The 25,980-nt window shown below is 36.5% G+C and carries 17 protein-coding genes; all 17 read right to left on the reverse strand.

Translation table 11 applies throughout. The features are described from left to right. Window positions 1-109: 109 nt before the first annotated feature. Complete coding sequence (locus AAOP42_RS14925; RefSeq protein WP_349529342.1) at window positions 110-3,853, reverse strand: nSTAND3 domain-containing NTPase; 3,744 nt, start codon at window positions 3,851-3,853, stop codon at window positions 110-112. Window positions 3,854-3,973: 120 nt separating this feature from the next. After that, window positions 3,974-5,008, reverse strand: coding sequence for a nucleotidyl transferase AbiEii/AbiGii toxin family protein (locus AAOP42_RS14930; protein WP_349529343.1), 1,035 nt, complete (start codon window positions 5,006-5,008; stop codon window positions 3,974-3,976). After that, on the reverse strand, window positions 5,005-5,604 hold the full coding sequence (locus tag AAOP42_RS14935) for a DUF6088 family protein (protein ID WP_349529344.1): 600 nt from the start codon (window positions 5,602-5,604) through the stop codon (window positions 5,005-5,007). The genes AAOP42_RS14930 and AAOP42_RS14935 overlap by 4 nt, the downstream gene beginning before the upstream one ends. Window positions 5,605-5,819: 215 nt before the next feature. Next, on the reverse strand, window positions 5,820-6,488 hold the full coding sequence (locus AAOP42_RS14940; protein ID WP_349529345.1) for an ATP-binding cassette domain-containing protein: 669 nt from the start codon (window positions 6,486-6,488) through the stop codon (window positions 5,820-5,822). 318 nt (window positions 6,489-6,806) lie between these two features. Next, window positions 6,807-7,217, reverse strand: coding sequence for a hypothetical protein (locus AAOP42_RS14945; RefSeq protein WP_349529346.1), 411 nt, complete (start codon window positions 7,215-7,217; stop codon window positions 6,807-6,809). 100 nt (window positions 7,218-7,317) lie between these two features. After that, the gene (locus AAOP42_RS14950) at window positions 7,318-7,590 is read right to left on the reverse strand and encodes a helix-turn-helix domain-containing protein (RefSeq protein WP_349529347.1); all 273 of its coding nucleotides are present in this window, start codon (window positions 7,588-7,590) and stop codon (window positions 7,318-7,320) included. 332 nt (window positions 7,591-7,922) lie between these two features. Further along, a complete protein-coding gene (locus tag AAOP42_RS14955) occupies window positions 7,923-8,291 on the reverse strand; it encodes a hypothetical protein (RefSeq protein WP_349529348.1) in 369 nt (122 codons plus the stop codon). Window positions 8,292-8,307: 16 nt separating this feature from the next. Beyond that, the gene (locus tag AAOP42_RS14960) at window positions 8,308-10,491 is read right to left on the reverse strand and encodes an alpha/beta hydrolase family protein (protein WP_349529349.1); all 2,184 of its coding nucleotides are present in this window, start codon (window positions 10,489-10,491) and stop codon (window positions 8,308-8,310) included. A 56-nt stretch (window positions 10,492-10,547) separates the two neighbouring features. Further along, complete coding sequence (locus AAOP42_RS14965; RefSeq protein ID WP_349529350.1) at window positions 10,548-12,647, reverse strand: family 20 glycosylhydrolase; 2,100 nt, start codon at window positions 12,645-12,647, stop codon at window positions 10,548-10,550. 34 nt (window positions 12,648-12,681) lie between these two features. Then, window positions 12,682-14,190, reverse strand: a complete 1,509-nt coding sequence (locus AAOP42_RS14970; protein WP_349529351.1) for a DUF4832 domain-containing protein — start codon at window positions 14,188-14,190, stop codon at window positions 12,682-12,684. A gap of 32 nt (window positions 14,191-14,222) precedes the next feature. Next, window positions 14,223-15,875, reverse strand: coding sequence for an FAD-dependent oxidoreductase (locus tag AAOP42_RS14975; protein ID WP_349529352.1), 1,653 nt, complete (start codon window positions 15,873-15,875; stop codon window positions 14,223-14,225). Window positions 15,876-16,185: 310 nt separating this feature from the next. Continuing rightward, on the reverse strand, window positions 16,186-18,492 hold the full coding sequence (locus AAOP42_RS14980; RefSeq protein ID WP_349529353.1) for a glycoside hydrolase family 20 zincin-like fold domain-containing protein: 2,307 nt from the start codon (window positions 18,490-18,492) through the stop codon (window positions 16,186-16,188). Window positions 18,493-18,551: 59 nt separating this feature from the next. Then, window positions 18,552-18,698, reverse strand: a complete 147-nt coding sequence (locus AAOP42_RS14985; protein ID WP_349529354.1) for a hypothetical protein — start codon at window positions 18,696-18,698, stop codon at window positions 18,552-18,554. A 377-nt stretch (window positions 18,699-19,075) separates the two neighbouring features. Then, a complete protein-coding gene (locus tag AAOP42_RS14990; RefSeq protein WP_349529355.1) occupies window positions 19,076-20,710 on the reverse strand; it encodes a RagB/SusD family nutrient uptake outer membrane protein in 1,635 nt (544 codons plus the stop codon). Between the two features lie 17 nt (window positions 20,711-20,727). Continuing rightward, a complete protein-coding gene (locus AAOP42_RS14995) occupies window positions 20,728-24,069 on the reverse strand; it encodes a SusC/RagA family TonB-linked outer membrane protein (RefSeq protein WP_349529356.1) in 3,342 nt (1,113 codons plus the stop codon). Between the two features lie 158 nt (window positions 24,070-24,227). Further along, on the reverse strand, window positions 24,228-25,184 hold the full coding sequence (locus tag AAOP42_RS15000; RefSeq protein ID WP_349529357.1) for a FecR family protein: 957 nt from the start codon (window positions 25,182-25,184) through the stop codon (window positions 24,228-24,230). 73 nt (window positions 25,185-25,257) lie between these two features. Then, window positions 25,258-25,812 (reverse strand): RNA polymerase sigma-70 factor, encoded by a 555-nt coding sequence (locus AAOP42_RS15005; RefSeq protein WP_349529358.1) that lies wholly within the window; start codon window positions 25,810-25,812, stop codon window positions 25,258-25,260. Between the last annotated feature and the right edge of the window lie 168 nt (window positions 25,813-25,980).

Genomic DNA, 25,980 nt, shown 5'->3' on the forward strand with positions numbered 1-25,980 from the left:
CCTAAAATACCAGGTTATTCATATTGGAAAATTACTAAATAATTGTGAGTCCAACGATAGATATAGGCTATTTTAACTTTCAAGAGTCTTAGATGTCACAGATTATATTCTACCAATTCGGAGTAATAAATTTCCTTTTTCTTTCCAAATCACCACTCTGTTTTGCTGTGTCGATTCTTTCGTTTATATATTCTTTAATAGGAATGAGCTTATACCCTGAATCCATTTTTTCAACAATATTCTTAATACGAGTCCATTGTGTAGCTCTTCTATCTCCCCAGTTAACATCCCCCATTACAACACTCTGTTCGGGCAACCAGTTAATCTCCACGAAAGATTTAATATCTGAATTCGTTTGAAGATATTTCGTTAATACCTCTTCAAAAAGGTTATTAACACTATTAACAACAACATCTATAATTATTGACACTTTCTTTGGGTTTCTATAATGAGCATCAATAAATCTAAGCAAGTACTGTTCAGCTTTGCCTCTATTGTCACGTAGATTCTTAAAGAAGACATTCATGAAGTGTCCCCCAATATGGTGATAAGATTTTTTTTCTATCACAATGTTAAGTACTTGATCAAGTATTTTCGAATAATCAGGCAATACCCAAACTACAGTCAATTCTCGGTGTTCACGAAAAGAATGATGTTGCCCATCCTTGAAAATATCATATATGTATTCGATGAAAAAATCAGAGTCTCGTTCTGTAAGAACCTTCAATCCTGAACCATCATGATCATAATGAGAACTCGTCCTATGCCCCTTACTTTGTTGGTATAAATACGCCTTCTTTAATAAAGAAGTATCAACAATTGATGCGGTAACTTCTTGAAAGAAATCAAACCCTAAAGTGAAATTTAAATTTTCTTCTTCAGCTTTGTATAGAACCTTTCTAAGCAAATTCTCATATAGATTAGGATCCCGCTTTAGATATTTTTCAAATGGTTTGAAGCTTATGTAGTACCCTTCAGACAAATCATCGTAGGTTTGGTATAAGCGACTCAATTGTTTTTCATCTATGTTTTCCTCTGACATAGAACCCAAGTACTCAATTTTCCATAGATCGGGAGCCTTGTCGTTATGAAGAGAATTCCAAAACTTTTCTCGAAGTACTTTAGACTTTGAGAGGTCTTTTATTGTTCTACTGGGATAGAATCTGGAGACCCTCTCGTTTAAAATAATTTCTTTTAAGAATTGGAAACCAAGTTTTTGATTGGTGTTGAAGGTTTCATCAAGGACTATATCAAGAGTATCCCAAAAACCTTCTTTGTTATGAAAAGCATCCCAATCCCGTCCATCAACCAAGAAACCAATAAATTCTTTAAATCCCTTAACAGAGTTGAATTTCAATGAATTTCGAATGTCCTGTTCCTTAAGAATTCTAAATTCATTCCAATCATCAAATTCATATTTTTCCTTTCCGAGAAAATGATTCCAATCTGATTTTTTCAACCATTCAAATTTTTTACTGGAAAATTGCCGCTTCCATTCTACAAACTCTGGTGGTATGATTTCATTCTTCTTTGACCATGAAATCAATTCGTGAACATATTGACAATGTTTAAATGATTCCAGACTTAGGTTTTTTTCCACAATAGATATGATATACTGCAAATCATAATTGAAGATTTCTTTGTTAAAGTCCAGATGCTCTCTTTGATGAGACATTAAGACTTCAAAACATTCCTCATGAAAACCTGAAAACAAGGAGGCTAATGCTTGCCAAATTCTTTTTCGAATTTGCTCAGTCGGTTTATAAAACTGCAGCGGGTATCTATATATTGAAATAGCATTACCTCTGGCACTCTTATATTGCTGAAACTGATATTGCAATAATTTTTTTGATACAGCAATAAAACTTAAGGAAATAAGTCGATCTTGACTAGAAATCCCCTTTTCAAAAAAATCCATGAGGACTTTATGCCTTGGCAACCCGTAATCTTCATCATCATAATCTATGGAAAACATCTCATCAATCTTCTTAATGAGCTCAGGTAAATGTTGAGGGTTTTTTCGCACATATCCAAATGACAATTCCAATACATCTAATAACTTATTACCGGATATCCCCATAAACTCTCCCAATAACTTTATATAGTTATTTTGATCATAGCTAAAATCATTAGTTTCATATTTCACAACTAATACTTTGCTATTGACAGCTGGGAGACTCTCAATTTGATCAAATACATATGATAACGCTTCATCCTGTAAATAAAACCAGAAGTGATCGAGATAGTGGAACACCTTATCAACTCCTTGCAGCCTAACTTTGAACCAGAAAGACTTAAGGCTAACCTTGAGTTTCTCCATTACATTTTCATAACCAAATGTGTTATTTGCCGGTATTACAGTATCCCTAAACTTGGAAGTTATTCCATCAAAGTAATTTTCTAAAAGGCTCTCGAATGAAAGAAGTTGGTCTTTGATAAATACTTTATAAAAAAAGAAAGTGCTTACGTTCTGTTCAGCAATTTTCACATGTTCAAATTTCAGTTCAACTAATTCCAATTTCTCAAGACGATCAATAGACTGAACAAAATCTGTTTTTGAAATGGCAAAAATCTTCGTAATCCTATTAAGTAAAACGGAATCTGTATATGGAATTGAATAGAAAAATGAAATAATTCCTAGCACTTGCAAAACACATTTCTCGCTAAAGGCATCTTCGTCGTGAATGAAAGAACCGAAATAATGATCGAATAAATCTGACACATCATAAAGTGCATCAATTTTTTGTTCTTTGATTGCTAGTAAAGCGACCATTATTGCCAGACGAGGGTTTCCGTTAGCAATTTCAAAGATTTTGTTATGGTAGCGAGAATTAGTAATCTTGAAGGGATCTGATTCAATGATTTCTTTTATTTCTTCATCCTTAAATTTTTGGAGATGGAATACATTGAAATTGAACGACATCAGAACATTGCTTACTTCACTCAAAGCATAGTCCCTCACAGTGAGCAGTACTTTTAACTTTGATGGAAAATACTGTAAAAATCCCAATACCTGAGAAAATCTATCATACCGATTTACGTCATCAATAAAGAGTACGGTATGTGATGAATCAGAGACATATTGATTCAAGTCTGCAAGAATATCCGCATCCTTATTTACGATAGCATAGGACTTAAAATCATCATTATCAGATAAGAATTCTTTTATACATTCAAGTGCCAATCTGGTTTTTCCGACACCTGGAGGACCTGATAAAATTAGGAGGTGGTGATTGTTCAATAAACTCTTAGTGCTTTCCAATTCACCTTTCCGATGTTTGAATTCATTATCTAAAGGAGTTGCAATTCTTTGAGAACTATTGTTATAGTTTTTAACAAACTGATCCAATGAAATTATTTGTCCAGTATCAAGGGGTAGGCCAAGATATTCACTAGCCAGATTTCTATGATGAAGGTAAATTTCAGATGAAAGTCTACTGAGTCCATAAATTGAAACAGAGGTGTAATCGTTATAACAGTTAATTGCCTTCAGAAGTTGTTCGGTTTCTTTTGTGGATAAATCTGAATTGAAGCATAATACAACTTCTCTAATTTTGGATTTTTTTATACCTGTTTTGTTTTCATCAAAACATTTATGGATATCACCTAAGAGCTTTTCAAAAAGCCCCTTATCGAAAGTGGTTGCTTCCATAAATAGATAATCTCCATTTGCAAGTAGAAGAAATGAATCTGGAGTTCCTTTTCTTGTTTTTTGCTTATTTGGAACACTGCCTCTGCGAGAGTAAGCCTTGTAGTTTTGATTTCTTAATATCAGAAACATATCACATAGTTCCTGAAAAATATCTCCGTTAACTTGAAGTAGTCGATCAGATATATGTTGAAGCTTACTCATATTTGATCAATGTAAAAGAAAAATTATTATTTTCTTTCTTTTATAGCATGAATTACGGTTAACGGAAATAACATTAATTTGATTACTCAATTATTATCCAAGTATAGCCTAATTAGTTACTTACTTTGACTCAGGGAATTCCAGTCCCCATTCCCATTCTACGCTATTGAGTTTGACAACAAATTCATTGATCAGTGTAATCAAATCGTCAAAGGATGGTGAGTCACCATAGATCATTTGCTCTTGCATGGTTTTATAGTCAGCTTTCCATGCTTGGACATACTCCTGCGGAGGAATAGGATTGATGTGCTTGGGAGCATGATGATTGTAGTCCACTCCTCCTAATCTGGTAAAGGCATGTCTGTGCGCCACAATCGTTTCGTAGAGTTCTTTGTCATGAATTGCTTTATCGGCAAATATTGTTTGGGACAGCTGGTATATATCGTACAAGTGGCGGCTTAGGCGATCTACTCTGATTTTGTCAGTTGGTCGCTGAAATTCTTCGTGCAGTAAAAAGGCCTTCTCGAGCAGCGTTCTTTCTGGATTTACGGTAGGGATGTCTATGACTCCTTGTGCAAAGTCCTTGTCGGCATAATGTTCATCAACTAGGGATGAAAATGTTTGTACACTAAAAGGTTCTCTCAATGAACGACAACCGATCTCAACCTGTACTCTAGGCTGCATGTATCCTGGTGAGTCAATGACATTGGGATAGTAGATCTCAATGATCCTTGGATTTTGATCGCTGGACATAGGAGCTACAATCTCAAATCTGACGTCAGTCAGTCCCTTTTCTTTGAATTGGGCTTCTAGTTCAGGGTAAAAAACATCCGAGATATATTCACTTGCCTTCTTTCTTAAATTGGTTCGTTTACTTTTTGTAAGTTCACCTTCAAAACCAAAAAAACTTCGATCAACAGCCAGATCCACATCTTCCGAAAACCGATCAATGAGTCCCCATGCTTTGCTCAAAGAAGTACCACCTTTGAATACCAAATAGTTGCCGACTTCCATCTCGAAAATGATGGCCAATGTTTGTACTACCCACCAGTCTTTCTCAACTGCAAAAGGTGCCATGCCAGTATTAGCCGCAATCTCCCCATAAATGACAGCCTTATTTGCTTTGGGTATAGAATGGAAATTTACCAAGCTCATTGCTGAATGGCTTTTTGCATTATTTTTCGTATCCAAACTGGTGCTAGCTTTAAATCATGTGCCAGGTCTTTTTGATTTTCCTTCTTAAGAAGTGCAAGTATTTTCAATTCCTCTTCTGCACTTATCTTATCCTTTCCAATTTCTCTAAGTGCCTGTATTACCAGGCTACTTATTTCGCCTTTTGCCAAAAGTGTTTTTGGGGTAGTCTTTTTTAATTTGATACTCCTCTTGCTTAATTTGATCTCTCTTGGAGCTCCATCGGTAAGAAAAACAAGTTTTATTGGTATTTGAGTACTCAATCCCAGTGCATTCAGGGCATATACTCCTGTTGGAACTAAACGAATTTTATCTCTCTTTGCAATTCCCGTGGCTACTTCCTCCGCTGAGGGGAGTACTTCTCCTATGTAAGGATCGATTTTTGGGCGCACGTATATTCCTTGTGCGACTCTTTTAATTGCTCCTTTGTTTTCTAAACGCTGTAATGCTTTTCTGATCGATTCTGAAGATCCTATTTTTGTAAAGTCATCTGGAAACACCAATGCCCCCCTGGGTTTTGATTTAATGACTTTATCAATTTTATATTCATTGCTTTGCATTTCTTTATTAGTTTTGTTTTGTCACAAATTTAGTATGTTTTTGTGACAAAAAAGAGTGTTTCTGATAGCTTAGGTAATTTAGATTGGTTGCAACATATTTAATTGAAATTTGTTATGCACATACAAATAGAGAATTCATTTGCCAACAGGAATGATAAAGATTCTTACCTTAGGCAGACACAGTCTCCGCTCTGCTGTTAAATAGACAATCAGTTTTAAACACGTTTATCTTTTGAGTCCCCAAATGAGACCAGATTGCACATTTGTCTTAGCCTGCTGCGGACTCTGATACCGTAAATATTCTCAATTTCGGAACTGGTGAGGTTGGTGGTGATGTGGGTGAGCATATTGCGGGAAATGAACAAGTCGTACCGGGAGAGGACGATCTCTGCCATCACGTTGCATTCATTTCCATAGTACTTTAAGTTGTTTTCTACTCCCAGATCATCGAAACAATAGGTCTTTGGTATCCAATCGTCCGTAGCGTAGATGAAAGAACTATCGCTGTACTTTTCGATAATAGCATATCCTTCTTTTATGAATTGGTAGGATATCTTCCTTGTAGAGATCATTATGTGTTGTTTTTGTGGTGGTCGGATGTATTTCATGATGTTCAGTATGGATGTTTTGCCGCAACCGACTGGCCCCATCAATAGGATGCCTTTACCTAAGTCGATGTTTAGTTTTTCTGCGTTTTCCGGGTCTCGAAAAAAGTAGGTGAATAGCTTGAAGATAACCGGGTGGTCTTCTTCAACTGTTTTGAATTTGGAGCCATAGATTTTTTGGCCTGTTTTTTCGAGGAAGGAGAGGCATTCGGTGAAGTGGAATACTCTAGAATAGTATTCCTTATTTTGATCAGTATCTAAGTCTATTGTCTTTGGCATTTTCAATAACTCTTCCCCCTCAGGCCGGGGAGGCCTTTCATTTTTCCTTGATGAAAAACGAAACAAAAAATCAAGGGCTGTAAATCTTTCGGTGAAAAATTGAGCTGATTCTGCACGCGAAAAAAACTCGCCCAGAAAATCGGGCTCAAACAGTTTTTCGCAATTCGATTTTCATTGCTAAATTTTTCTTGACCCTCATGATTTAATGCCCAGGGTTGAATTCTTCGAATTCATGTTGAGGAATTGCTTTCATAAAGTTATCTACTTTTTAAATGAGATTCCGGGTCAAGCCCGGAATAACGTAAGGTGTTTTATTGGTCATAGTGGTTCTTCATAATTTTTATTTGATTGAATCATATTGTTTCTAAGTTTTAACTGTTTACTATGTTTTATATATGGTACCACTACCTGCCCAAAAGTGGTACTGGTGCCCGTCTCACTAGTTGTACTACCACCTGTACCGAAATTGTACATCTCAACTTTGCTTCCCTGCATCGCATTGTAAGATGGTGTGTACTTGATGTAACCCCATTCTGACAGGTCTCTTATACACTTAGAATAGGTGTTCTTTGATCCGATCTTGGAAAGGCTCATGAGTTCACTTCTAATGATGATAAAGGGATTCTGGAATCGGTTTAGATTCCAATACTGGAAGAGTGCCACATAAAGTGCTACATGGGTAGTTTTCATGCGCTGGTCTTCATATATTTTGGCGTACCAAGCGTTCATGTGTTTGATGTAATTCACTATCAGATGATCTCTTTCCAGAACCTAGCTGGGCAGTTCTTGAAAAGAGATCTTGCAGTCTACAAGGAAATTGAATATTAGATTATTGTTGATTGAATTTGTTTTCTTCTAACATCTGAAGAATATCTTCATAAGCATAGAAAATAACACCTCCAATTTTTGTGTAGGGAAGGGTACCATTCACCCTAAAGTTTTGCAGTGTTCCTGCAGATATTTTGAGGAGCTTTCTTACTTCTGAAGACTTTAGCCATTGCTTGCTTTCTGCTGACCCATTGGCAATTATTGATTTCAATTCTTTGATCAGTTCCTCTTTGAATAATTTCAAATCATTCTTTGTTAAAATTTCTAGTGACATAGAATACTAATGTTTGGTTTTAAACGAATTAATTTCACTCAAAAATGATCATTATAAGACGTAAATACAGGTCACAAACGTCACACGAATAAGTGCATTATACTGGGATTCAAATTGTTATGGTGTACAAATAATTTGCAACTAATTTTAATTGATACTGATTGAATATATTGACTAATAACACCGGTTAAAACTGATATAAAATAAGCTTAAAAAAGCATTTAATCACAAAGGGTTACTCTTTTGAAGTAACCCCTTTCAGTTGTTTAAAAAATTGATTGCCAGGTAAATAGAAAAGATAAAGATTATTTTCAAGCGAAGGTTACGTAACCCTACTGATTGAGCTCTTTTCTGAGGTAATTCATCAGTTTTATAACTACATCCCGAACAGACTGTTTGGTTGACAATTCAGGATTATAGTACTTGGTTTTGAAGCTTACAAAAGATATCTCTTCTGCCTTGGGTGTGCTTATGTTTTTGATAATACATCGAATGCTGTCGCTTACAGTATTTTTAGTGGTCTTAATGTAGCCCAAATCAGCTAGCATTTTTAGAAAATATGCTAGCTGAGCAACCGACATACCCACTTTGATCTTTGGACAATCGTGATTGTCTGATAGCTCCTTTTTGCCCCAACATCCCTCTTGTTGGGTTACATTGATATTGATGTTGAGGTCAACTACTTTCTTTTCTTCTTCCAACTTGGATTTCTTTATATCAAATATTTATTAAATCTAACCATGAGACTAAATGCTCAATTACCTTCATCTCTTCAATCTTTTCTACCAACTGAAATTTTTCACCAACTCCCTCTTCTATATATACATCTTTTGGAAACTGAATATTGTTCTTAATTTCATTTGTGTTAGCAAGTGCCCCACTAGGAGAAATTGGATTTATTATAAGCAAATTTCCTGGGCAAAAATTAGCCATCAAGTCAGGCAAATCATAATCCTCAATTGCTCCTGCGATGGTATGTGGTATAAGTTTTGGGTCGTATCGGTGTGTAATTCCAAACTCTGCATAGCTTAAGAAAGTATTATACAGTACTATATTATCAATCTTTGACTCAAATGTAGCTGCATGAAGCAGGTCACTCCCTAATCCACCAATTGCCACTAACGTTCGAGAGCTGTATTCCGTTAATTTTTTATGAGCAAAATCAACAACCCTCACTATATCCTCTGCCCTAAGACCTACGGTTGACTTTCCGGTCAATATTGCAGCAAACCACTGATTATACGAAGTACTGCCTATATAGGAGTCTCCTTTTAAATAACCCCCTCCCAGACTTCCGATACCTGGTAAATCAACCAACAAAACAGCACGACCTTCTTTTACCAAACTCAAAACCAAACTATCCTGATTGACAGCATGATTCATTCCTTTGGTATCTAGTAAAATGACTAAATTTTTCTTTGCTAATTTAATTGGTTGAAATAAAACTAGAGGAAGCATATACTCGCCACTTCCTTTAATAAAATATTTATCTAAAGTATATGTACTTCTATTAAGTCGACCAGAAAAAATAGATAACCCAAAATCATCTGGGTATTCAAACTTAGACTTGTTTGCTCCATGTTCTGAAATATTTCTCCTGTGATATTCTATATTTTCTCGACTTTCTTTTAGTGAAGATATTTGATTAGAAACAATGGCTTTGTTTAATGAAAATAGTGTTTCTCCTTTATAAGTAGTCAATATTTGACCTGTTTCGGTTATTTTCAATTCCTTTGGTGTAGGTATATCAACCATAATATCTTGAGAACTACCAGGGTTCTTTAAATATTTTTGAAAAAAAGCATACATTGCTTCTCTGTTTTTTAGAGTTGACTGATGTATGGAATCATCCTCTACCATCAAGAGTTTTTCAGAAGCTCCAAGAGCTTTATACATTTTTCTGGCTTCCTGATAAGAGTCTCTTGTTCCTTGGATACTAAAAAAATCACGTGTAGTACTTATCACCATTGTTGGCTTGGGAGCACGTGCTACCAAAAAATCAGCATGATCTAAACCTACTTCAAGCATTTTATACAAATTCTGCTCGGCACATTGAGGCCCTATGGACTTGTATAAATATTCATAACTAGTAATGTAGCACTCTGGAGCAGTTGCCAAAATACGGTCATCCAATGCCCCAAGATAAGCCGTAATATTACCTCCACCTGATCTTCCTGTCATACCGATCCTAGCTGGATCTATTTCATTTCGAGTCAACATATAGTCAATACCCCTGATCGCATCCCATATAAAATTATTGGCTACAGAGTATCCCGAAATAAGGCATTGTGCTCCTGCATAGGAATGCTCGTGATCTGGTATTGGATACATAAGTTCCTGCTTTTGCTCGTCCCAGTATTCAAATCGCTCTCCTTGTCCCATAGGGTCAATAGTAAATACGACAAAACCTTTTTTTACCAAATTAATTATAATGTGTTGATAGACCCCAACTCTAAATCCTTCCTTGCTATGTCCACAAGCATAAAAAATAGCAGGGGCATTTTTACCGACTTTGTTTGGGATATACATGGCACTTGTAACATAGTACCCTGGTTTAGATTCGTAAATAATTTTTTCTATCCTGTAACCATCCTTTTTCAATACCTCCGTCACCTGAGCATTTAGAGTGGTTTTTTGTGGGTACTCACCTATGATTTTAGCAAGTTTCCCCTTTACCACAACCTGTCTTTGCTCCCAATCTGCTTTGGTTGATAAGCGAGCTATTTGCTTCTTTCTGGCGTTAATTTGATCAAAAGCAATGGAACAAAAGTGCTTGTACAAAGAATTCTCAACGTCTGAATAATATTGCCAATATTTAAAATGCTCAACATCTTCTTGTGCATGAAGTGATGTAGATATCAGTGTGAATGTGGTGAATAATGCAAATAATAACTTTTTCATTGATAGTTTAGTTATGAGTTTTATCTGTCAAATTATTGGGTATAATCCAATGTACCTCACAACAGCTTTTTTTTTACCCTTTTAATCATCTCTAGTTCATACATATACATCCAATCGCTATTGTTGGTGGCATTGGCAATATGGTGGTGTATATTCATATCCAATTTATAGCTCGGTGGATTGGTTAAATATCTTGTTTGACTGAATACCTGTTCATATTCTTTCCTTAAAAGATTAAAATCTGAAATCTGCTTACTTAACTGAAATAGAGATTGATTGCGTTTTTTTTTGTTTTTCTCCAAATCAAATGCCTGAAGTGCTAAGAGTAGTTTTGAAGAAAATATTTGCAGCTCATTGATTTGATTCATTAAGTCTAAATGATAATGATTTTTTGTACTTATTTCATTCAATGATTGAATACGGTTTTTTATGTCCTGATATCTTTCAAGCTCAATTTTGGCTTGTATAAGACGTTCTTCATATTTTTTACTCCATTCACCGTCACTTTCCTTCGACGGTAAGGATATATAGGATACATCGTGATATTCATTACCCCATCGAGTTCCTGTTTCTAATAAGGCATTGTCCCAAAAATCACATGCTTGTTCAAGAAGGTCTTGAAACTCATAGGAAGGATTACCTGCTAGAGAGGAAAACTCTCTATGCCTATAATTAACCTTTAATTGATTCACGGTCACTTCACTCTGAGGAGACCAACTGTATTCTGCAAAGGCTACAATACTGCGCCTAAAAGTATCAAAATGTGGAGAGCTATCGTCCCAAAAAGTACACATGACACCATCAAGATTGTATTTACTTGCCAATTGGCTAAACGCTTTAATTTGAGTTATTTTAGATTCTACACGAGGAAGCATTGGAAACGTCGTTTGACCAGCGGTAGCTGCCATCGCCTTAAGTTCATTTGATTCATACCAGTTGAGTACATTCAAGTTGCCTTTAAACTCTTGGGGTACACCATAATTCCACCTCATATACACACAATTGTCGGGGAACAACTTCAAAGCATTATCTAGATTTGATTTATTCTTTTTCCACAATTGATCAATTTGATTTTCAGTGAGTGATTTGTCATAAGTTGTTTTATACAATCCAGCTCTTTTCAAAATCATATCGTCCCAAAAAATTGGTATCCTATTATGCTCCTTAGCAAATTCACAAACTTTTCGCAACCAGTACAATTGGAGTTCAAATGGCGTTTTTCCTGAGGCCTTACACAATTCTGAGATACCTAATTCACCTACTTCATCGCCACCAATATGGAGGTATTTTCCATGAGGTGTAGCTTGGATTGCATCCATATATAAGGAAAATTGAACTTTATAAGTATCTGGATTTAATGGACAAAATGCCCAATCACTTTTCTTGTCATCTCTCAAGTATTTAAACTCATCGTGTTTCAAGATGTATTCGGCATGTCCTAATCCCTGGATCAATGGGCTAATTTCAATATTACGTTCTTTGGCATAATTACTTAGACTAACCATTTCTTGTATACTTATGGCATTTTCAGCTCCAACAACACCATATTCCTTATATCTTAGTTTATCTTCAAATTCAAAAATGATAGCATTAACCTTATAAGATGAAAGTCTATCCACCAAATCGTAATAGTAGTTAATATTGTCTAAGTGGTGTTTGACATCTATATGGATAGGCCGGTATTTAATGTCCGGAAAATCCGTTATTTCACAGAACGGAATTGTTTTGCCTAGCTCTAAAGCATCTTCAGCTAATTGTTCAAAAGTTTGGCATCCATAAAATATACCTTTTACAGAACGACTTCTGACTACTACTTGGTCTTCAGAAACTATCATGCGATATCCCTCTTCTGATTCAGGAACATTTTCAGTGGTTAGCTCCAAACTTATCACTCCTTTTCCGGGAGTATTGACCCTAGACAATTGATTCAATACAGAACCCATTGGAAACCTAAAAATATTCTCTGAAATATATAGCTTATGAATTGTTGCAACATCTAAACCATCCCCTGATTGAGTTTTAATAGTTTTGGGAGAAGGCAATATTATTAATTCATCACCTATTACTCCTTTAACAAATGTGTCTGAATTTGGCACACAACTACTACTAATTATTAAAAATATTAATAAAAGGATATTTCTATATTTTCTTCTCATTTTTTCGTGTTTATGGTTAAAACCACAGTTTCATTTATTTTTCAACTTGAATCTCACCCATAGTATACCAACCTTCTTTATTGACTCCTGCAATAGCCAACTTCACTCTCGGTTCATAGGAAACAGGAGAAACTAGTGCGACCTCAATGGCGTAAGTCCCTTCTGGCATATCATATGGAATGTACAATTTCTCATCATGGAGTATGTCTCCCGGAAGCCAGGTTCGGATGTCGGCATCTGTTGGCAGAACTACTGTTTTCTCCTGATTTTTTAACCTAATGGAAAACTTATAGTCTTTGTAAATAGGTGCTACTCCTTTGTTCTCCCACCACGAGGTAATTGACAGTTGACCATGAAGTCGAACAACAGACGGAAATGTAAATTTCCTGAGTACATATCTGTATCCCATTTTATTCAGCCATTCATCTACCAATAGCCTCCACTCTTCTGGTACAGCAGAACTCTTGGCATTGAAAGAAGAAATATGCCATTGGAGGGCCTTTTCAAATATATACTTCACCGTGTCTTTGGAGTATTGGCGTGGACCCAACCACTGTAAAAATGTACCACAAATCTCCATGGCAACAGGCGCTTTCTTCCATGCCTGGCTCATGCCACTTTTGATGATGTCTTGAGGATAAATATCGCTCATGTGACTCCAGCCTCCCTCTTTCCAAAAGTTGATGTCTCCCAAGCAATCTATCCTCCATCCCAAATGACGCATATTTGGCCCTTCACCATTATTCCTGCCATTAGACCAACAGGCCGCTATATTTGTGCCTTTTACCAGCTTTCCAGGATCGGGAGCATCCCCATTTAGGGGTTGAAAAATAAGATGAGTTTTTCTGAAATTATCGAGGTAAACATTGATCAGTGCCAATCGGGTTTGATCCGTCAATAAGTGCATACCATCTCCTTCACCCCAGTGCCCGACAAAGGAAACATCCACCATTTCCAAGTCTGGATGACCATCATATCTTTGGCCTAGTGCGGCTATCATGCCTCCGAAGTATTTTAAATATGCCGGATTTTCGGCATCTACTTCCCATTTAGCTGATTTGACGTTTTTTTCCTTACCGATGATCTTTCTATACCAGAGGGGTGCGTTCTTTTCTTCTGTGCCTTCATAAGGAGATATTCTCAGCATTAATGTTTGACCTCTTTCTGCTGCCGTTCTCAAGGCTTTGTCAATCAAGTCCCAATTATAAACTCCAGGTTCAACCTCCAGAAACCGCCAATTGACACGAAAGTATGCAATGGTAGTTTGTGGATGGTTTGGATTGGTCAGATCTCCATCGAATTCCTGATATTCAATAGGAAAACCTTCGGTCCATTTGATGCCTTCATTTAAGTCATCTCCGTTGAATCTTTGAAATGTGGTAAAGCCAATCCCAGGGTTGTTAAGCACATCATTGATCTCTTTGGGAAAAACCTTCACTGCTACTTCTGGCTCTGATCTCTGTGCGAATAATGTAGAGGAAAATACTAGCGAGATAAATATTAAGATAGTCTTTGCAATACAAAGATCTGCTGATTTAAACATCGTTATTTGGTTGTAATTAGTTTTGTAAGAGTTTAGTTTTTAAGAATTTGCCTATCTATGAGCAATTGCTTTTGCAGTTTTTTGTAGTTGATATCCTGCACTGCAATCTTGTCGTCTATGGCTATACTAGCAGCGGTTGCTGCAGACTGCCCCAGAATCATAAACACCGGCTCCATACGTATAGAACCAAAAGCCATGTGTGTGGAAGATGGACATACGGGCACAAAAAGATTGGTACACTCCTGCTTCTTAGGAACAATCGATTGATAGGCAATGGGATAAGGGCCAAAACCGCCAACTTCTACATTTCCCTCATTTTTCACATAACCTTCTTTGGTAACGTATCTTTGAACATTATGTGAATCCATAGTATAAGCACCCATTCCTACCGATTTTTCCACAGGTAGTTTTTGATTGCAATGATTTTCTGTCATCACAAAATCACTAATCATACGTCGTACTTCACGTACATATAGCTGTGGCGTCCAATTGTCATATTTTTCATACTCATCCTTTGGTAGTCCCCATCGGCTGATTTCTTCTCTGATTACTTTAGGAATACGAGGATGATATGCCAATGTCCACATCAAACCCAGTTGATAGGTTTTGTGAGCTTCTCGGATTTTATCTCTAGTTTCATAATCTCCTTCAGCATAATTGTAGTTTCTGCCAATATAGTCAGTAGAAAATGGACCTCTGTTGTTCCAATCCGTTTTTCTGTTGGGCATATCAGAGGGGATAAAATATGGTGGTTTTGCCCCAGCTTCTATTGCCCTAAAAAGCAATTCATATTCTAGTTCATTGTATCCTTCCGGTTTTTTAAATGGAATTCTATTCTCAGGGACATCAGTCAAACACATTCGATAACAATAAGCTTGTATTTTACTGTCGGCAGTACCATCTCTTTGTATGTCAGGATTAATGTTGGGAAGTAAGCCACTGCTTGGTTCGCCAGTTCTGATGTAAGGATCAACACCGTCAGGAAATTGGTGGTACTCAGCAAGTGCCGTTTCCACACCATTCAGTGATTCACCATATTGATCGTTGCTTTCTCTACCCACTGTATAACTCACCCCTGATAAAGCCATTAGGTCTCCTTCATAAGTCGCATCTATGAACATTTTAGCAGAAAATGTTTTTCCAGATTCCATTTCGATTGATTCAATCTTTCCATTATTCAGCTTTACTTCAGTGTTTAGATCTAATCTTTCACTATAGATTACATTCACACCATTTTCTCGAATCATATCTTCAAATATTTCCAAAGCCATACTCGGCTCGAATGTCCACATAGATTCTTCTCCTTCTTTGGTGATTGACTGACCACCCGACTTATACTCTTCTTTTTTCTGCCATTTCCAGTTTTTAGGATCCTGATATTTTTTGGCTACACGGGTATAAAATTCTCTTGAAAGACCTCCGACAACTTGTTTGTTACCAATATCAGTTTGCCCCAGACCTCCTGTAGTCAATCCACCCAATCGATCACTAGGTTCTATTAGTACCACATTTTTTTTCATCTTTTTTACCTGAATTGCTGCTACTACTCCTGCCGAGGTACCTCCATAGATCACAACATCATACATCCTTTGACGAGCATGAGCAATAGAAAAAATTGATAAGCTTAAAAATAGGCCAGTGAATACACTTACCATATATGTATGAAGAGATGTTGAATATTTCATATTATAATATTTACTATGTGAATAAATTAAAGGCAAGCTACAGTAGAAAAAATGCTATATATAATTTCTCGAAAAAGAACATCCATAATTTAAATGTCTTGATTTTATACATATCTTTTGATGACACTTGCATATTGAAGATGATTCAGTTTCTTTTATATATCTATTTATTGTTTCTCATATTTTGGAATCAATAATACTGCAGTAAACTGCCCCGTAACCAATAGTAGCATTACACTCTAAGATAGAAACACAAAAAAATCCTCTATTTTTTCATTCTTCATATAGCTAACTGATGTTGTAATTTTCTTTAGTTTTTGTATGGATAAATATGTTTCTTCCTCACCTCCACGACACTTAAACCAAGCAATATCAGACCGTTGCTTGGTATAGTTTCAAATTCTGGTTTTCCCTCATAACAGGATTTTTTCAGGTGTCGTTGAGCATTTTTGGTACTAATTAAATTTACAGTATTAATTTTTTTTCCAAGACGTTTATTCTTCCATTCGAAGGCATAAAATACTTTGTCCCCTATCTCAATTGCATCACTATAATAGCAGCTTTCTTTTGATGTATATTCCCTAATATTCACCCCATACCGAATAGGAATAGTTTCAACAAACCCATCTTCATAAACTACTTCATACCAGCCAAAAAGTTCTGAGGTGTCATACATATTGTAGGGCATACAATAGGCGCTTGATATAAGTCCTGGGTTTATAGAGGCATGTAAAAAAATCAGACTGCTTACATTTCGTTCAATGGAAACCCCTTTTACCGCTTCTTCGAATGGGCATTTCCCATCACCTTTTACACCAACAACTATAGCATTTTTACCTGACACTTCCGAAACGATAAATTTCTTTTCGTTAATGTTCACAGAGCCATTTGACAGACTAGATAGATCCAAATTCATGCGGCGATCACCTGGCCCGCTGTTTAATTGAGCACTAATATCAACCGAGATAACTGGATCCCCATCTTCACTTGGCTGGGACTTGCCACTTAGATTTTGGCGAACAGAAGGCATGAGTTCTCGAACAGCCTTATTAAGGCTATCCTTATCAAGTTGATTGCCTGTCCATAACGAATTGGCACATCCTAGAAAACGCGATAATAGATCCCTTCCAAATATATATTCATTGGTGGCTACCCATGCGGATGGCGCTCCTCCAACAAACTTTGTCGCATCTATCCTTTCGTCCCAACTAGGGATTTGACTCTCCATATTGCCAAATAATTGTTGAAACCCTGCCTTGTTCAATGTTTCTTCATTTTCTCTTCCTCCTACACCTTCAGACCACATCCAATTCAACACCAATATATCTTTAGGGATGGATTCTTTGATCTTTTCAAAAGGGATCCCTCCAGGATTTAAATAATTTTCGCCGGTCAGTGTTTTTTTTGTTTGAATGCCTTTTCCTCTGGCTCTCTCCAAAAGATAATCTCCCCATAATGCAACTTTTACCCCCTTCTTGGTCAGATAATCATAGAGCTTATTCACATCAGAAATGTAAAGGTCAGCATAGTCTCTATCTTTAAAACTTGGGGTTTTCAGCATAGGAAAGCCTCTCCATTCATCGTGTCCGATATGAATCATCTTGGGTTGAACCACCTCTATGTATTCATCAAAAACATCAAATACCAATTCGTATGTCTTGGGGTTCGTGGTATCATATACATCTGGCCAAATGTCATCCGGGTATGCAGCCAATTCAGGGTGGGCATTGAGTAGGGCATACGCATGCGATAATGTGGGGATCTCTGGGATGAAATCGATAAAATTAGTGCGGGCGTATTGTACAATATTGCGGGTGAATTCCTTATCAAGGATTTCCCCGTCTCCAGCATCTTGGTGATTAGAGTTTCGATCATAACCATATAAACCATCAAGCTCAGGTGTTTGGGTATAATTCATATCTTTGGCAAACAACGACCAGCCGGCATTTATCTCAGGATGCCGATCTGAGCGAAAACCGTTGAACTCTACGAACAGCTTATTGAACTTGTACAGTGCCATGAAGTCTTTGACGAATCGTTTGAAATAAGCTACATTTTCCGAACCTGGTACAAAAAGGCGGATACCCCTGAATTCAAAGTTTGGCCAGTCCCTGACTGTGAGGCATGGAATTTGAAATTTTTCTTGTTTGTTTATTAGCTGACGTAGCGATTGTAAGCCGTAAAATGCGCCCGCTTCGTCCCATCCAGCTATAATTACCGTCTTTTTTTCTACTATTAAGACATATCCCTCTTTACCCGGGCTTTTGCTTGTAACATCAATATCCCGATCCTGACAGTAGCTTTTTATCAGTGGGTTATCAATAGTACCCATTACGATGTTGTTGGTATTCGCTGGTATTTCCGACACAACCTGGGTTTGCAATGGTATATGATACTTATCTACCATGTCATTGACTAGAAATTCCGCAAGTTCACGGTCTGCATTTGAGGCGTCTTGGGATAGCAGTATCTTAGTTTTACTGTCTAGAATAAATGACCCTGTTGATAATTCTATTTCCTGTGGTTGAGGAAAAATAAAGGGAGTCTCTCTAGCATAAAGAAAATTGAAATTTAAAACAATCGTGATTATTGTAAAGATTGTATTTATACGTTTCATAGGAATTTTTGAGGTTTATTTATCTTTCATTACAGATTACATTCACACATTTTCACCAATCATATCTTCAATATTTCCAAAGCCATGCTGGGTTCAAATGTCCACATAGACTGCTCGCCTGTCTTGGTAGCTGGTTGTCCGCCTGACCTATACTCTCCCCTTTTCACCATTTCCAATTCTTTGTATTTTCTTCTATGCTTAGACATAATCATCTCTAACATTACAATGCTCTCTATAGAGTTTAACCAATATTGGTGTGAATCTAAATTTAGTTATTAAAATAAAATGATCGGTCTACCGATCGATACAGCATGAAAATTTCTATTCAGCATGATGATCAACATTCACCATAATGGATACAATTCCTTACATCTTAGGTCATAACAATCCTTCACAATCAATTTCATTTAATGTGAATTCTCATTGATGAATATTTGCTAAAGCATTAGTAAGTGATTTTCCAAATTAACCATAAATTCAAGTAAAGAAGCGTAACTTAGACGGTAGGTCTGTTTGGTGATTTGATAGTGAAAATATAAAAATGCTACTTGTTTTAAACAAGTAGCATTTTTATATTATTTAGTTAAAATCCAGGGTTATTAGTGTTAATCTCTGGGTTTACGTCTATTTCTTCCTGAGGTACTGGAAATAACGGATCCAATGCTAAATTGCCTATTGGAGTATCAAACTTAGAACTGGAAGAGGCATCCAGAAAATCAGAATGAAAATGTCGTTTTACTTGATTAAATGTGCTACCAATGGTACCCCATCGGATTAAGTCAAATAATCTCACACCTTCCATAGCAAGTTCTACTCTACGCTCATGTCGCACCAAATCAACCAAGTCTCCATCTGAGGCTGTTTTATCAGGCATATCTACTGAAGTTCGAGACCGTACCTTATTCACCCAAACTAAGGCTTCAGCGTTACCTTGTTCAGCTAAAGCTTCAGCCAATATTAAATATAATTCAGCTAAACGCATTACCGGAACATCCAGACCACTCCACTCCACTTTTGCTAAACCTTTAACTGAACTGATCATTTTACGCACATTCAAACCAGTGGGTGACCATCTATAATCATACTCAACCATATCGCCTGCCGTATATGTTACGTCCCAAGTAATTGTATCTCCTGCTGCATCGATACGTTGATGGGTATAATCAAAATCCTCTGCACCATTATAGACTTCAAAATCATGTTCCGGAGAATACAGAGTAAATTCTCTTCTTGGATCTCCATCTTCGAATGCATCATATAAATCTCGTTGAGGCAGTGCATACCCCCAGCCATCTCCATATATGTCTGTACGAAGTGCTGGCGGTATATCTCTACAAAGACGCTGAACAGTCATGTTCTGTCCAAAAAAACCATCATTCTCTATAAAACTCCAATGGAATAACAATTCCGAATTACCTTCTTCCGACCAAATCGACAAATAATCATCCTGTAATGCATAACCAGAAGATTCTGCTATACTTATTGCGTCCCTTGCAGCAGTTTCCGCATCTCCCCACTGTTCCAAAACCAAATAAGCTTTAGCTAGAAAAGCTGCAGCTGTAGCCTTAGTAGGAGCACCTTCAATGGTTGCAGTTGTATTGAGGTCATCTTTGGCATCCTGAAAATCTTTAACAACTTGTGCCATAATCTCTTCCTTGGATGTACGTGGTGAATAAAATTCAGAAAAATCCGAAGCAGCACTAGTATATAATGGGACTGCACCATACAGAGATGTTAGGAACATATAGTTAAATCCTCTAAAAAATTTTGCTTCAGCAATATACGGCGCTTGCATCTCCGGAGTGAAATTTGGATCCGAAGAATTGGGAATATTTTCAATAGCAAAATTTGCTGCGTTCACAGATTCGAAGGGATATGTCCACCATTTTCTTACAACCCTATGAACTGGAGTTATATTCCATTGTTCAAGTGCTATTGAACTAGACCTTGCAGGCCTCCAATAACTATCGTCGGTCATAGCGTCCAAATGAATATTCATATCCCTAGTTACCATATCTGGGTGGCCTCCCATTTGCCAGGGATGATAAATAGCATTTACTGCATTCCGGGCACTCGTAGCATTTACAAAGAAGTTTCCAGGGTTCGCTGAATCTTGTGGAAATCTGGTTAAGAATTCATCATCATTGCAACCCGTTGATAGGAGCAATAAAACCATAATCACACCAATTGATATATTATTGTATATATTTTTCATCATTTTTCCAATTTAAAATATTAAAATGTTGCTTTCACTCCCAAAATCCACGTTCTTGGTTGAGGAACACCCGTCAATGGATCTGATAAAGTATCCACTTCTGGTCCATCATAATTAGTGAAGGTAAAAGCATTTTGTACGCTTACATAAAATCCAAGTTGACTCATATTAAGTTTACTGCAGAAATTCTTAGAAACGTTATAATTAAGGTTTATATTCTTCACACGCAAATAGGAAGCATCAAAAATCCAGAATTCAGAAAATGTATCATTACTACCTGCTTGATCCTTTGATAGTTTTGGCCAAGTTCCGTTTGGATTATTTACAGCATCGTATCTATTCAATATCCTGGCGTCTTCATTTCGCGCTGAAGAAGACATCAAAGTGATAAGATTACTGAAATCACCTACTTGCAGCTTCTTGTCAACACCCTGAACTCCTTGAAATTGTACTTGTAAGCCCCAGTTCTTGTAATTTACCGTACCAAGTAATCCATAAACCAAGTTAGGATATCTGTTACCAATAATAGTGCGGTCTGCACTATCTACCTGTCCATCAGGCACACCTGTTAGTTCTCCTTCTTCATCATGCCCGTCAATATCCAGCAATGCGATATCTCCTACTTCCTTAGTCGTAAACCCTCCTGACTCGTAAAGGCTCAATTGACTGGCATCAGTAATGATCCCATCTGACTTGTAGCCAAAAAATGATTCTACGGGATAACCTTCCACTAAGCCTGAAGTCCTCAGGTCTCTACCTTTCAAGTCTGTTACTTCGTTTTTAACATGGGTCATGTTGAAATTCACATCATAATACCAATCGGATTTATGAGTTTTATATCCAATTTGCATTTCCCATCCCGTATTACGAACCTCAGCTGCATTGATTTTAGGTGTTCCGTTCAACCCTGTGGATGTTGGTATTGGATCTGAAAAAATCAAATCATAAGTATCTTCTACAAAATAATCAAAAGTAGAATAAAGCTTACCATTCATCATTTCCACATCTAAGCCAATGTCCTTTTTTGAAACAGACTCCCATTTCAAATCTTCATTTACAGCCGAGGTAAGGGTGATTCCCTGAGCCTGAAGATTATTTATAGAAGAATTTCTGGAACTAAGTGTGGCACTGGTACCATAGCTAGATATACTTAAAATATTTCCCAATTTTCCATAGCTTGCTCTGATTTTCATGTCGCTGATAAAATTTACGTTTTGTAAAAACTTTTCTCGACTAATCCTCCAAGCTAAAGATGCAGATGGAAATACTCCAAACCTGTTGTCTTTACTTAATCTGGAAGTACCGTCCCGCCTAACAGTTGCTGTAAGGTAAAACCTGTTGTCATAGTTATAATTTACTCTTCCAAATATGGAAGTAAAAGCCCAGTCAGAATAATCATTGTCATTGGTCTGAGAGCTAGGATCTCCAGCAGTAAGGTATCGTATGTAATCAGCTGGTGTGCCAGAACGACTTCCCCTTAAAGTTTCATTTGTGTTCTCCTCCCGGGAATACCCCAATAGTCCTTTGATATTATGTACTTCGTTGATGGTAGTGGTATAATTCAGTAAATAATCACTGATCCAATGAACATTTTCTTCATGCGCTTTAGAGGTTAAATTTATAGTTGAACCTTCCCAACCATAAATTGGATCCACACTTGGAGTAAATTGAGTTCTACGTTTATCGAGATAGTCTATGCTTCCACGAGCCGTAAAGTCCAATCCTTCTAACAAATCAACAGTAAGGAAAATATTTCCTTGTAGTCCTTTTTGATTAGTCTGAAGTACACTGTTTTTTGCCAAGTAAACTGGGTTTGAGTAAATATGTTCAAGATTTGAATTGAATAATTTTGCGTAATCATTAGTGCCATCCTCAAACATTCTAGTCACAGGTGGCTTCTGCAATGCTAAACGATAATTGTCTCCTGATCCTTCTTGTGTGGAAGAAAAAATATTTAATGAATTACCAAATTTGATTCGATTCGTAACCTTGTGGTCTGAATTAAAAGATAAGGTTAATTTTTTAAACCCTGTTTCTATAACCATGCCTTTTTGATCCAAATACCCAGCTGAAACAAAGTAATTTGATTTTTCCGAACCACCAGCAACCGATAAATCATAATTTTGGATTACACCAGTTTGTGTGACTAAATCTAACCAGTCTGTATCTACACCATCATAGTAGCTCAAAACCTGACTATCCCAAGGCAAATCTAAACCAGCGTTGGTATAAGATTCCGTCCACAATTCTACGAATTGATCTGCATTGAGTAATTCAATTTTTAAATTACTTTCGGTCTGAACTCCATAGTAGCTATTAAACGTAATCTCTGGTTCGCCTTTGCCAGTACCTCTTTTGGTAGTAATCAAAATTACTCCATTTGCCGCTCTAGAACCATATATTGCAGCAGCAGAAGCATCCTTCAATATGGAAACAGATTCTATAGTATTTGGGTTGAGGTTATCGATACTCGTCGTAATTACTCCATTCACCACAAAAATCGGGGTATTAGTTCCATTTATAGACTGAACACCCCTTACCAACACATCTGAACTAGAGCCTGGTAAACCAGACTCACTAGAAATCTGAATACCTGCTGCTCTACCTTGAAGTATTTGTAAAGGTGTTGTCGCTGGTATGCGATCAAAATCATTGGTAGATACTGAAGTAATTGCATCTGTAACATCTCCTCTTTTAGAGGTGCCATAGCCAACTACAACAAGTTCATCCAATTGTGTAGCATCTAACTCCATTTGAATATCAATAGTAGTTCGTCCCGCAATTGACACCTCTTGAGTCATATAACCCACGAAAGAAATAGTCAACACAGCGTCATCTGCAATTGATAATTGGTATTTACCTTCTATATCTGATGTGGATCCTATTGACGTTCCTTTGACTAAAACAGATGCTCCTGGTAAACCTTCACCATTTTCATCAGTGATTCTACCAGAAATATCAACATCTTCAACGACAATGATTTTGTTTTGCGATGCGTCTTTTCCATTGTCTTTTAACACCAAGATCTGGTTGTTAATTCGTTTAAACTTTAAATTGGCCTCCTTAGATACCTTGAGTAGTATCTTTTCAACACTGACATTCTTTTCATTCATACTAAAACGAATCTTTGAATTTAGGACCGCCTTATTATAGCCGAATTTAAATTGTGTAGCACTTTCAAGTTTTGAGAAAGTCTCTTCAAGTTTTGCCTCTTCTATTTCAAAATTTAGTCTCACATCAGCTAAATTCTGACTATTTGATTCTCCGGCAAGCAATAATTGTGTGGCTATTACCTGAATCAGAAATATTTGACATGCCTTTTTTGATGCAAACATCAATAGGTTTATTAATGATGAATTCATATTTTTGTATAATTATATGTTTGTCCGGATTGCCTTCCGGAATAAATTTTACGATAAGTTGAACCCGGTTCTCTGTTAGCGCAGTGCCGGGTTTACTGTTCTTACCTAGTAAGAACAGTTTGTAGTTTTAGTCGATATTTCTACATAGGCTTGTTTTTCTAACTTCTACATCCAAGACCTGTGATTTTCACAATGCCATTATTCAAATGAGTATTTACTCCTGTTACAGTTTCTAACTGTCCTAAAACATGCTCCAAGCTCTGATTATCAAATGTCAACCTTAAATTACAATGGTTAGCCTGATCTGTATCAAATTCAATTTCAACTCCGTACCATCGCTCAAGCTCAGTAGCTATTTCAGGTAAAGTGTTTCCATTGAATTGTAAAATCCCTTTTCGCCATGAAGTATATTTCCCAATATCAACAGTGGACATTGATAAGCTATTATTGATAGACTCGTAAGTGGCTTGTTGTCCTGAGAGAAGTTCTAGTCGTTCATTATTTGAGCTTACTGCGACTTTTCCAGTCTCTACAGTCACTTTCAACTCTTCGTCTGGGTATGCGCTTATGTTAAATGATGTCCCTAGAACAGTTGTAGTAATATCTTCAGTTGATACTATAAATTTCTTGTTTGGATCCTTTGTAACTTCGAAATAAGCCTCTCCTACAAGTGTAACAGATCTGATATCAGAAAAAACTTCAGGGTATGACAAAGAACTCCCTGAGTTAAGACGGACTTGAGAACCATCTGGCAGTTTTAAAGTCATCTTTTGACCATAGGTAGCGGTTTTTGTGACAACCGATATTTCTCTAGTTTTATTTGTATTTGTATTAATGTAACTAAAGGTGAGTCCAAGTCCAATGATCAAAATAATCGATGCAGCTATTTTCAACCACAAATTCTTATTTGGTCTATTCTTTTGTAACTTTAGATCGATATTGTATAATACCTCATTTCGGATAGTTTCTTTCTTCTCTATTCCGATTTCATCCCATATATCATTAGCATCCTGAAATGAATCAAAATAACTATGAAGCATTTCCTTTTCCTTTGCTGAACAACTTCCTTGTTCATATTTTTCAAGGAGTTGTTTTAGGTTAATTTCTACTTTCATCTTGTCCTATTTGTACTTAAGTACCATAGGAGCAATGAACTACTGGAATTTTTTTTATTTTTTTTATTATTTATTACAAATAGCCATCTCCTAATGTAGGTTGTAAAGTAATTATTTTAACTAATAATAGAGATAATGGTGTTAACGTGGACTTTAGGTGTTTCAAAACCGTGTGTAGATACCAATCAACTGTTCTGGGTGAAAGATTGAGTTTTTCAGCTATTTCTTTATTACTTAGATTATCAAACCGACTTAACTTGAATATCTCTTTGTATTTCTCAGGAAGTTGATTCAGACTATTTTCTATTGACTCTTCTAAATCTTTTAATTCCAATTGTTCTTTAGTGTTATTGACACTGAACATCTCTTGAAATTGAGGCTCATGTACATCTGAAAATTTTGTTCTTCTGAGCTGCTTTAACGCCTGAAAACGTGCAGTACTATACAAATAACCACCAAGGTTTGAAACAACTAGCTCTGTAGACTTATTCCAAAAATCTAAAAACACATCTTGTACCACATCTTTTGTAGCAGCTTCATCTTTGAGTAACTTATATACCACTTGAAAAAGATGATCCCAATACCTATCATAAATTGTATTGAAAGCCTGCCTATTACCCTTTTTCATTTGAGTAAATAGGGTTAAATCCAATATTTTCTTTTTATGGTTTATTTTCATCTCCTTAACCAAAATTACCCAAAATTGATCAAAAAAAATGAAGTGCCGGTGTATTGTTAAGAATAGATGTACTTTAATTACTTAATAGTAATGATTTAGTAACTCTGGTAGAGAATA

The organism is Reichenbachiella sp. MALMAid0571 (assembly GCF_040151475.1).
Taxonomy (GTDB): Bacteria; Bacteroidota; Bacteroidia; order Cytophagales; family Cyclobacteriaceae; genus CAXBNB01.

Coding starts and splice junctions, on each gene's coding strand:
- AAOP42_RS14925 (WP_349529342.1), bottom strand. CDS start 3,853: ATGAGTAAGCTTCAACATATATCTGATCGACTACTTCAAGTTAACGGA.
- AAOP42_RS14930 (WP_349529343.1), bottom strand. CDS start 5,008: ATGAGCTTGGTAAATTTCCATTCTATACCCAAAGCAAATAAGGCTGTC.
- AAOP42_RS14935 (WP_349529344.1), bottom strand. CDS start 5,604: ATGCAAAGCAATGAATATAAAATTGATAAAGTCATTAAATCAAAACCC.
- AAOP42_RS14940 (WP_349529345.1), bottom strand. CDS start 6,488: ATGCCAAAGACAATAGACTTAGATACTGATCAAAATAAGGAATACTAT.
- AAOP42_RS14945 (WP_349529346.1), bottom strand. CDS start 7,217: ATGAACGCTTGGTACGCCAAAATATATGAAGACCAGCGCATGAAAACT.
- AAOP42_RS14950 (WP_349529347.1), bottom strand. CDS start 7,590: ATGTCACTAGAAATTTTAACAAAGAATGATTTGAAATTATTCAAAGAG.
- AAOP42_RS14960 (WP_349529349.1), bottom strand. CDS start 10,491: ATGAAAAAGTTATTATTTGCATTATTCACCACATTCACACTGATATCT.
- AAOP42_RS14965 (WP_349529350.1), bottom strand. CDS start 12,647: ATGAGAAGAAAATATAGAAATATCCTTTTATTAATATTTTTAATAATT.
- AAOP42_RS14970 (WP_349529351.1), bottom strand. CDS start 14,190: ATGTTTAAATCAGCAGATCTTTGTATTGCAAAGACTATCTTAATATTT.
- AAOP42_RS14975 (WP_349529352.1), bottom strand. CDS start 15,875: ATGAAATATTCAACATCTCTTCATACATATATGGTAAGTGTATTCACT.
- AAOP42_RS14980 (WP_349529353.1), bottom strand. CDS start 18,492: ATGAAACGTATAAATACAATCTTTACAATAATCACGATTGTTTTAAAT.
- AAOP42_RS14985 (WP_349529354.1), bottom strand. CDS start 18,698: ATGTCTAAGCATAGAAGAAAATACAAAGAATTGGAAATGGTGAAAAGG.
- AAOP42_RS14990 (WP_349529355.1), bottom strand. CDS start 20,710: ATGATGAAAAATATATACAATAATATATCAATTGGTGTGATTATGGTT.
- AAOP42_RS14995 (WP_349529356.1), bottom strand. CDS start 24,069: ATGAATTCATCATTAATAAACCTATTGATGTTTGCATCAAAAAAGGCA.
- AAOP42_RS15000 (WP_349529357.1), bottom strand. CDS start 25,184: ATGAAAGTAGAAATTAACCTAAAACAACTCCTTGAAAAATATGAACAA.
- AAOP42_RS15005 (WP_349529358.1), bottom strand. CDS start 25,812: ATGAAAAAGGGTAATAGGCAGGCTTTCAATACAATTTATGATAGGTAT.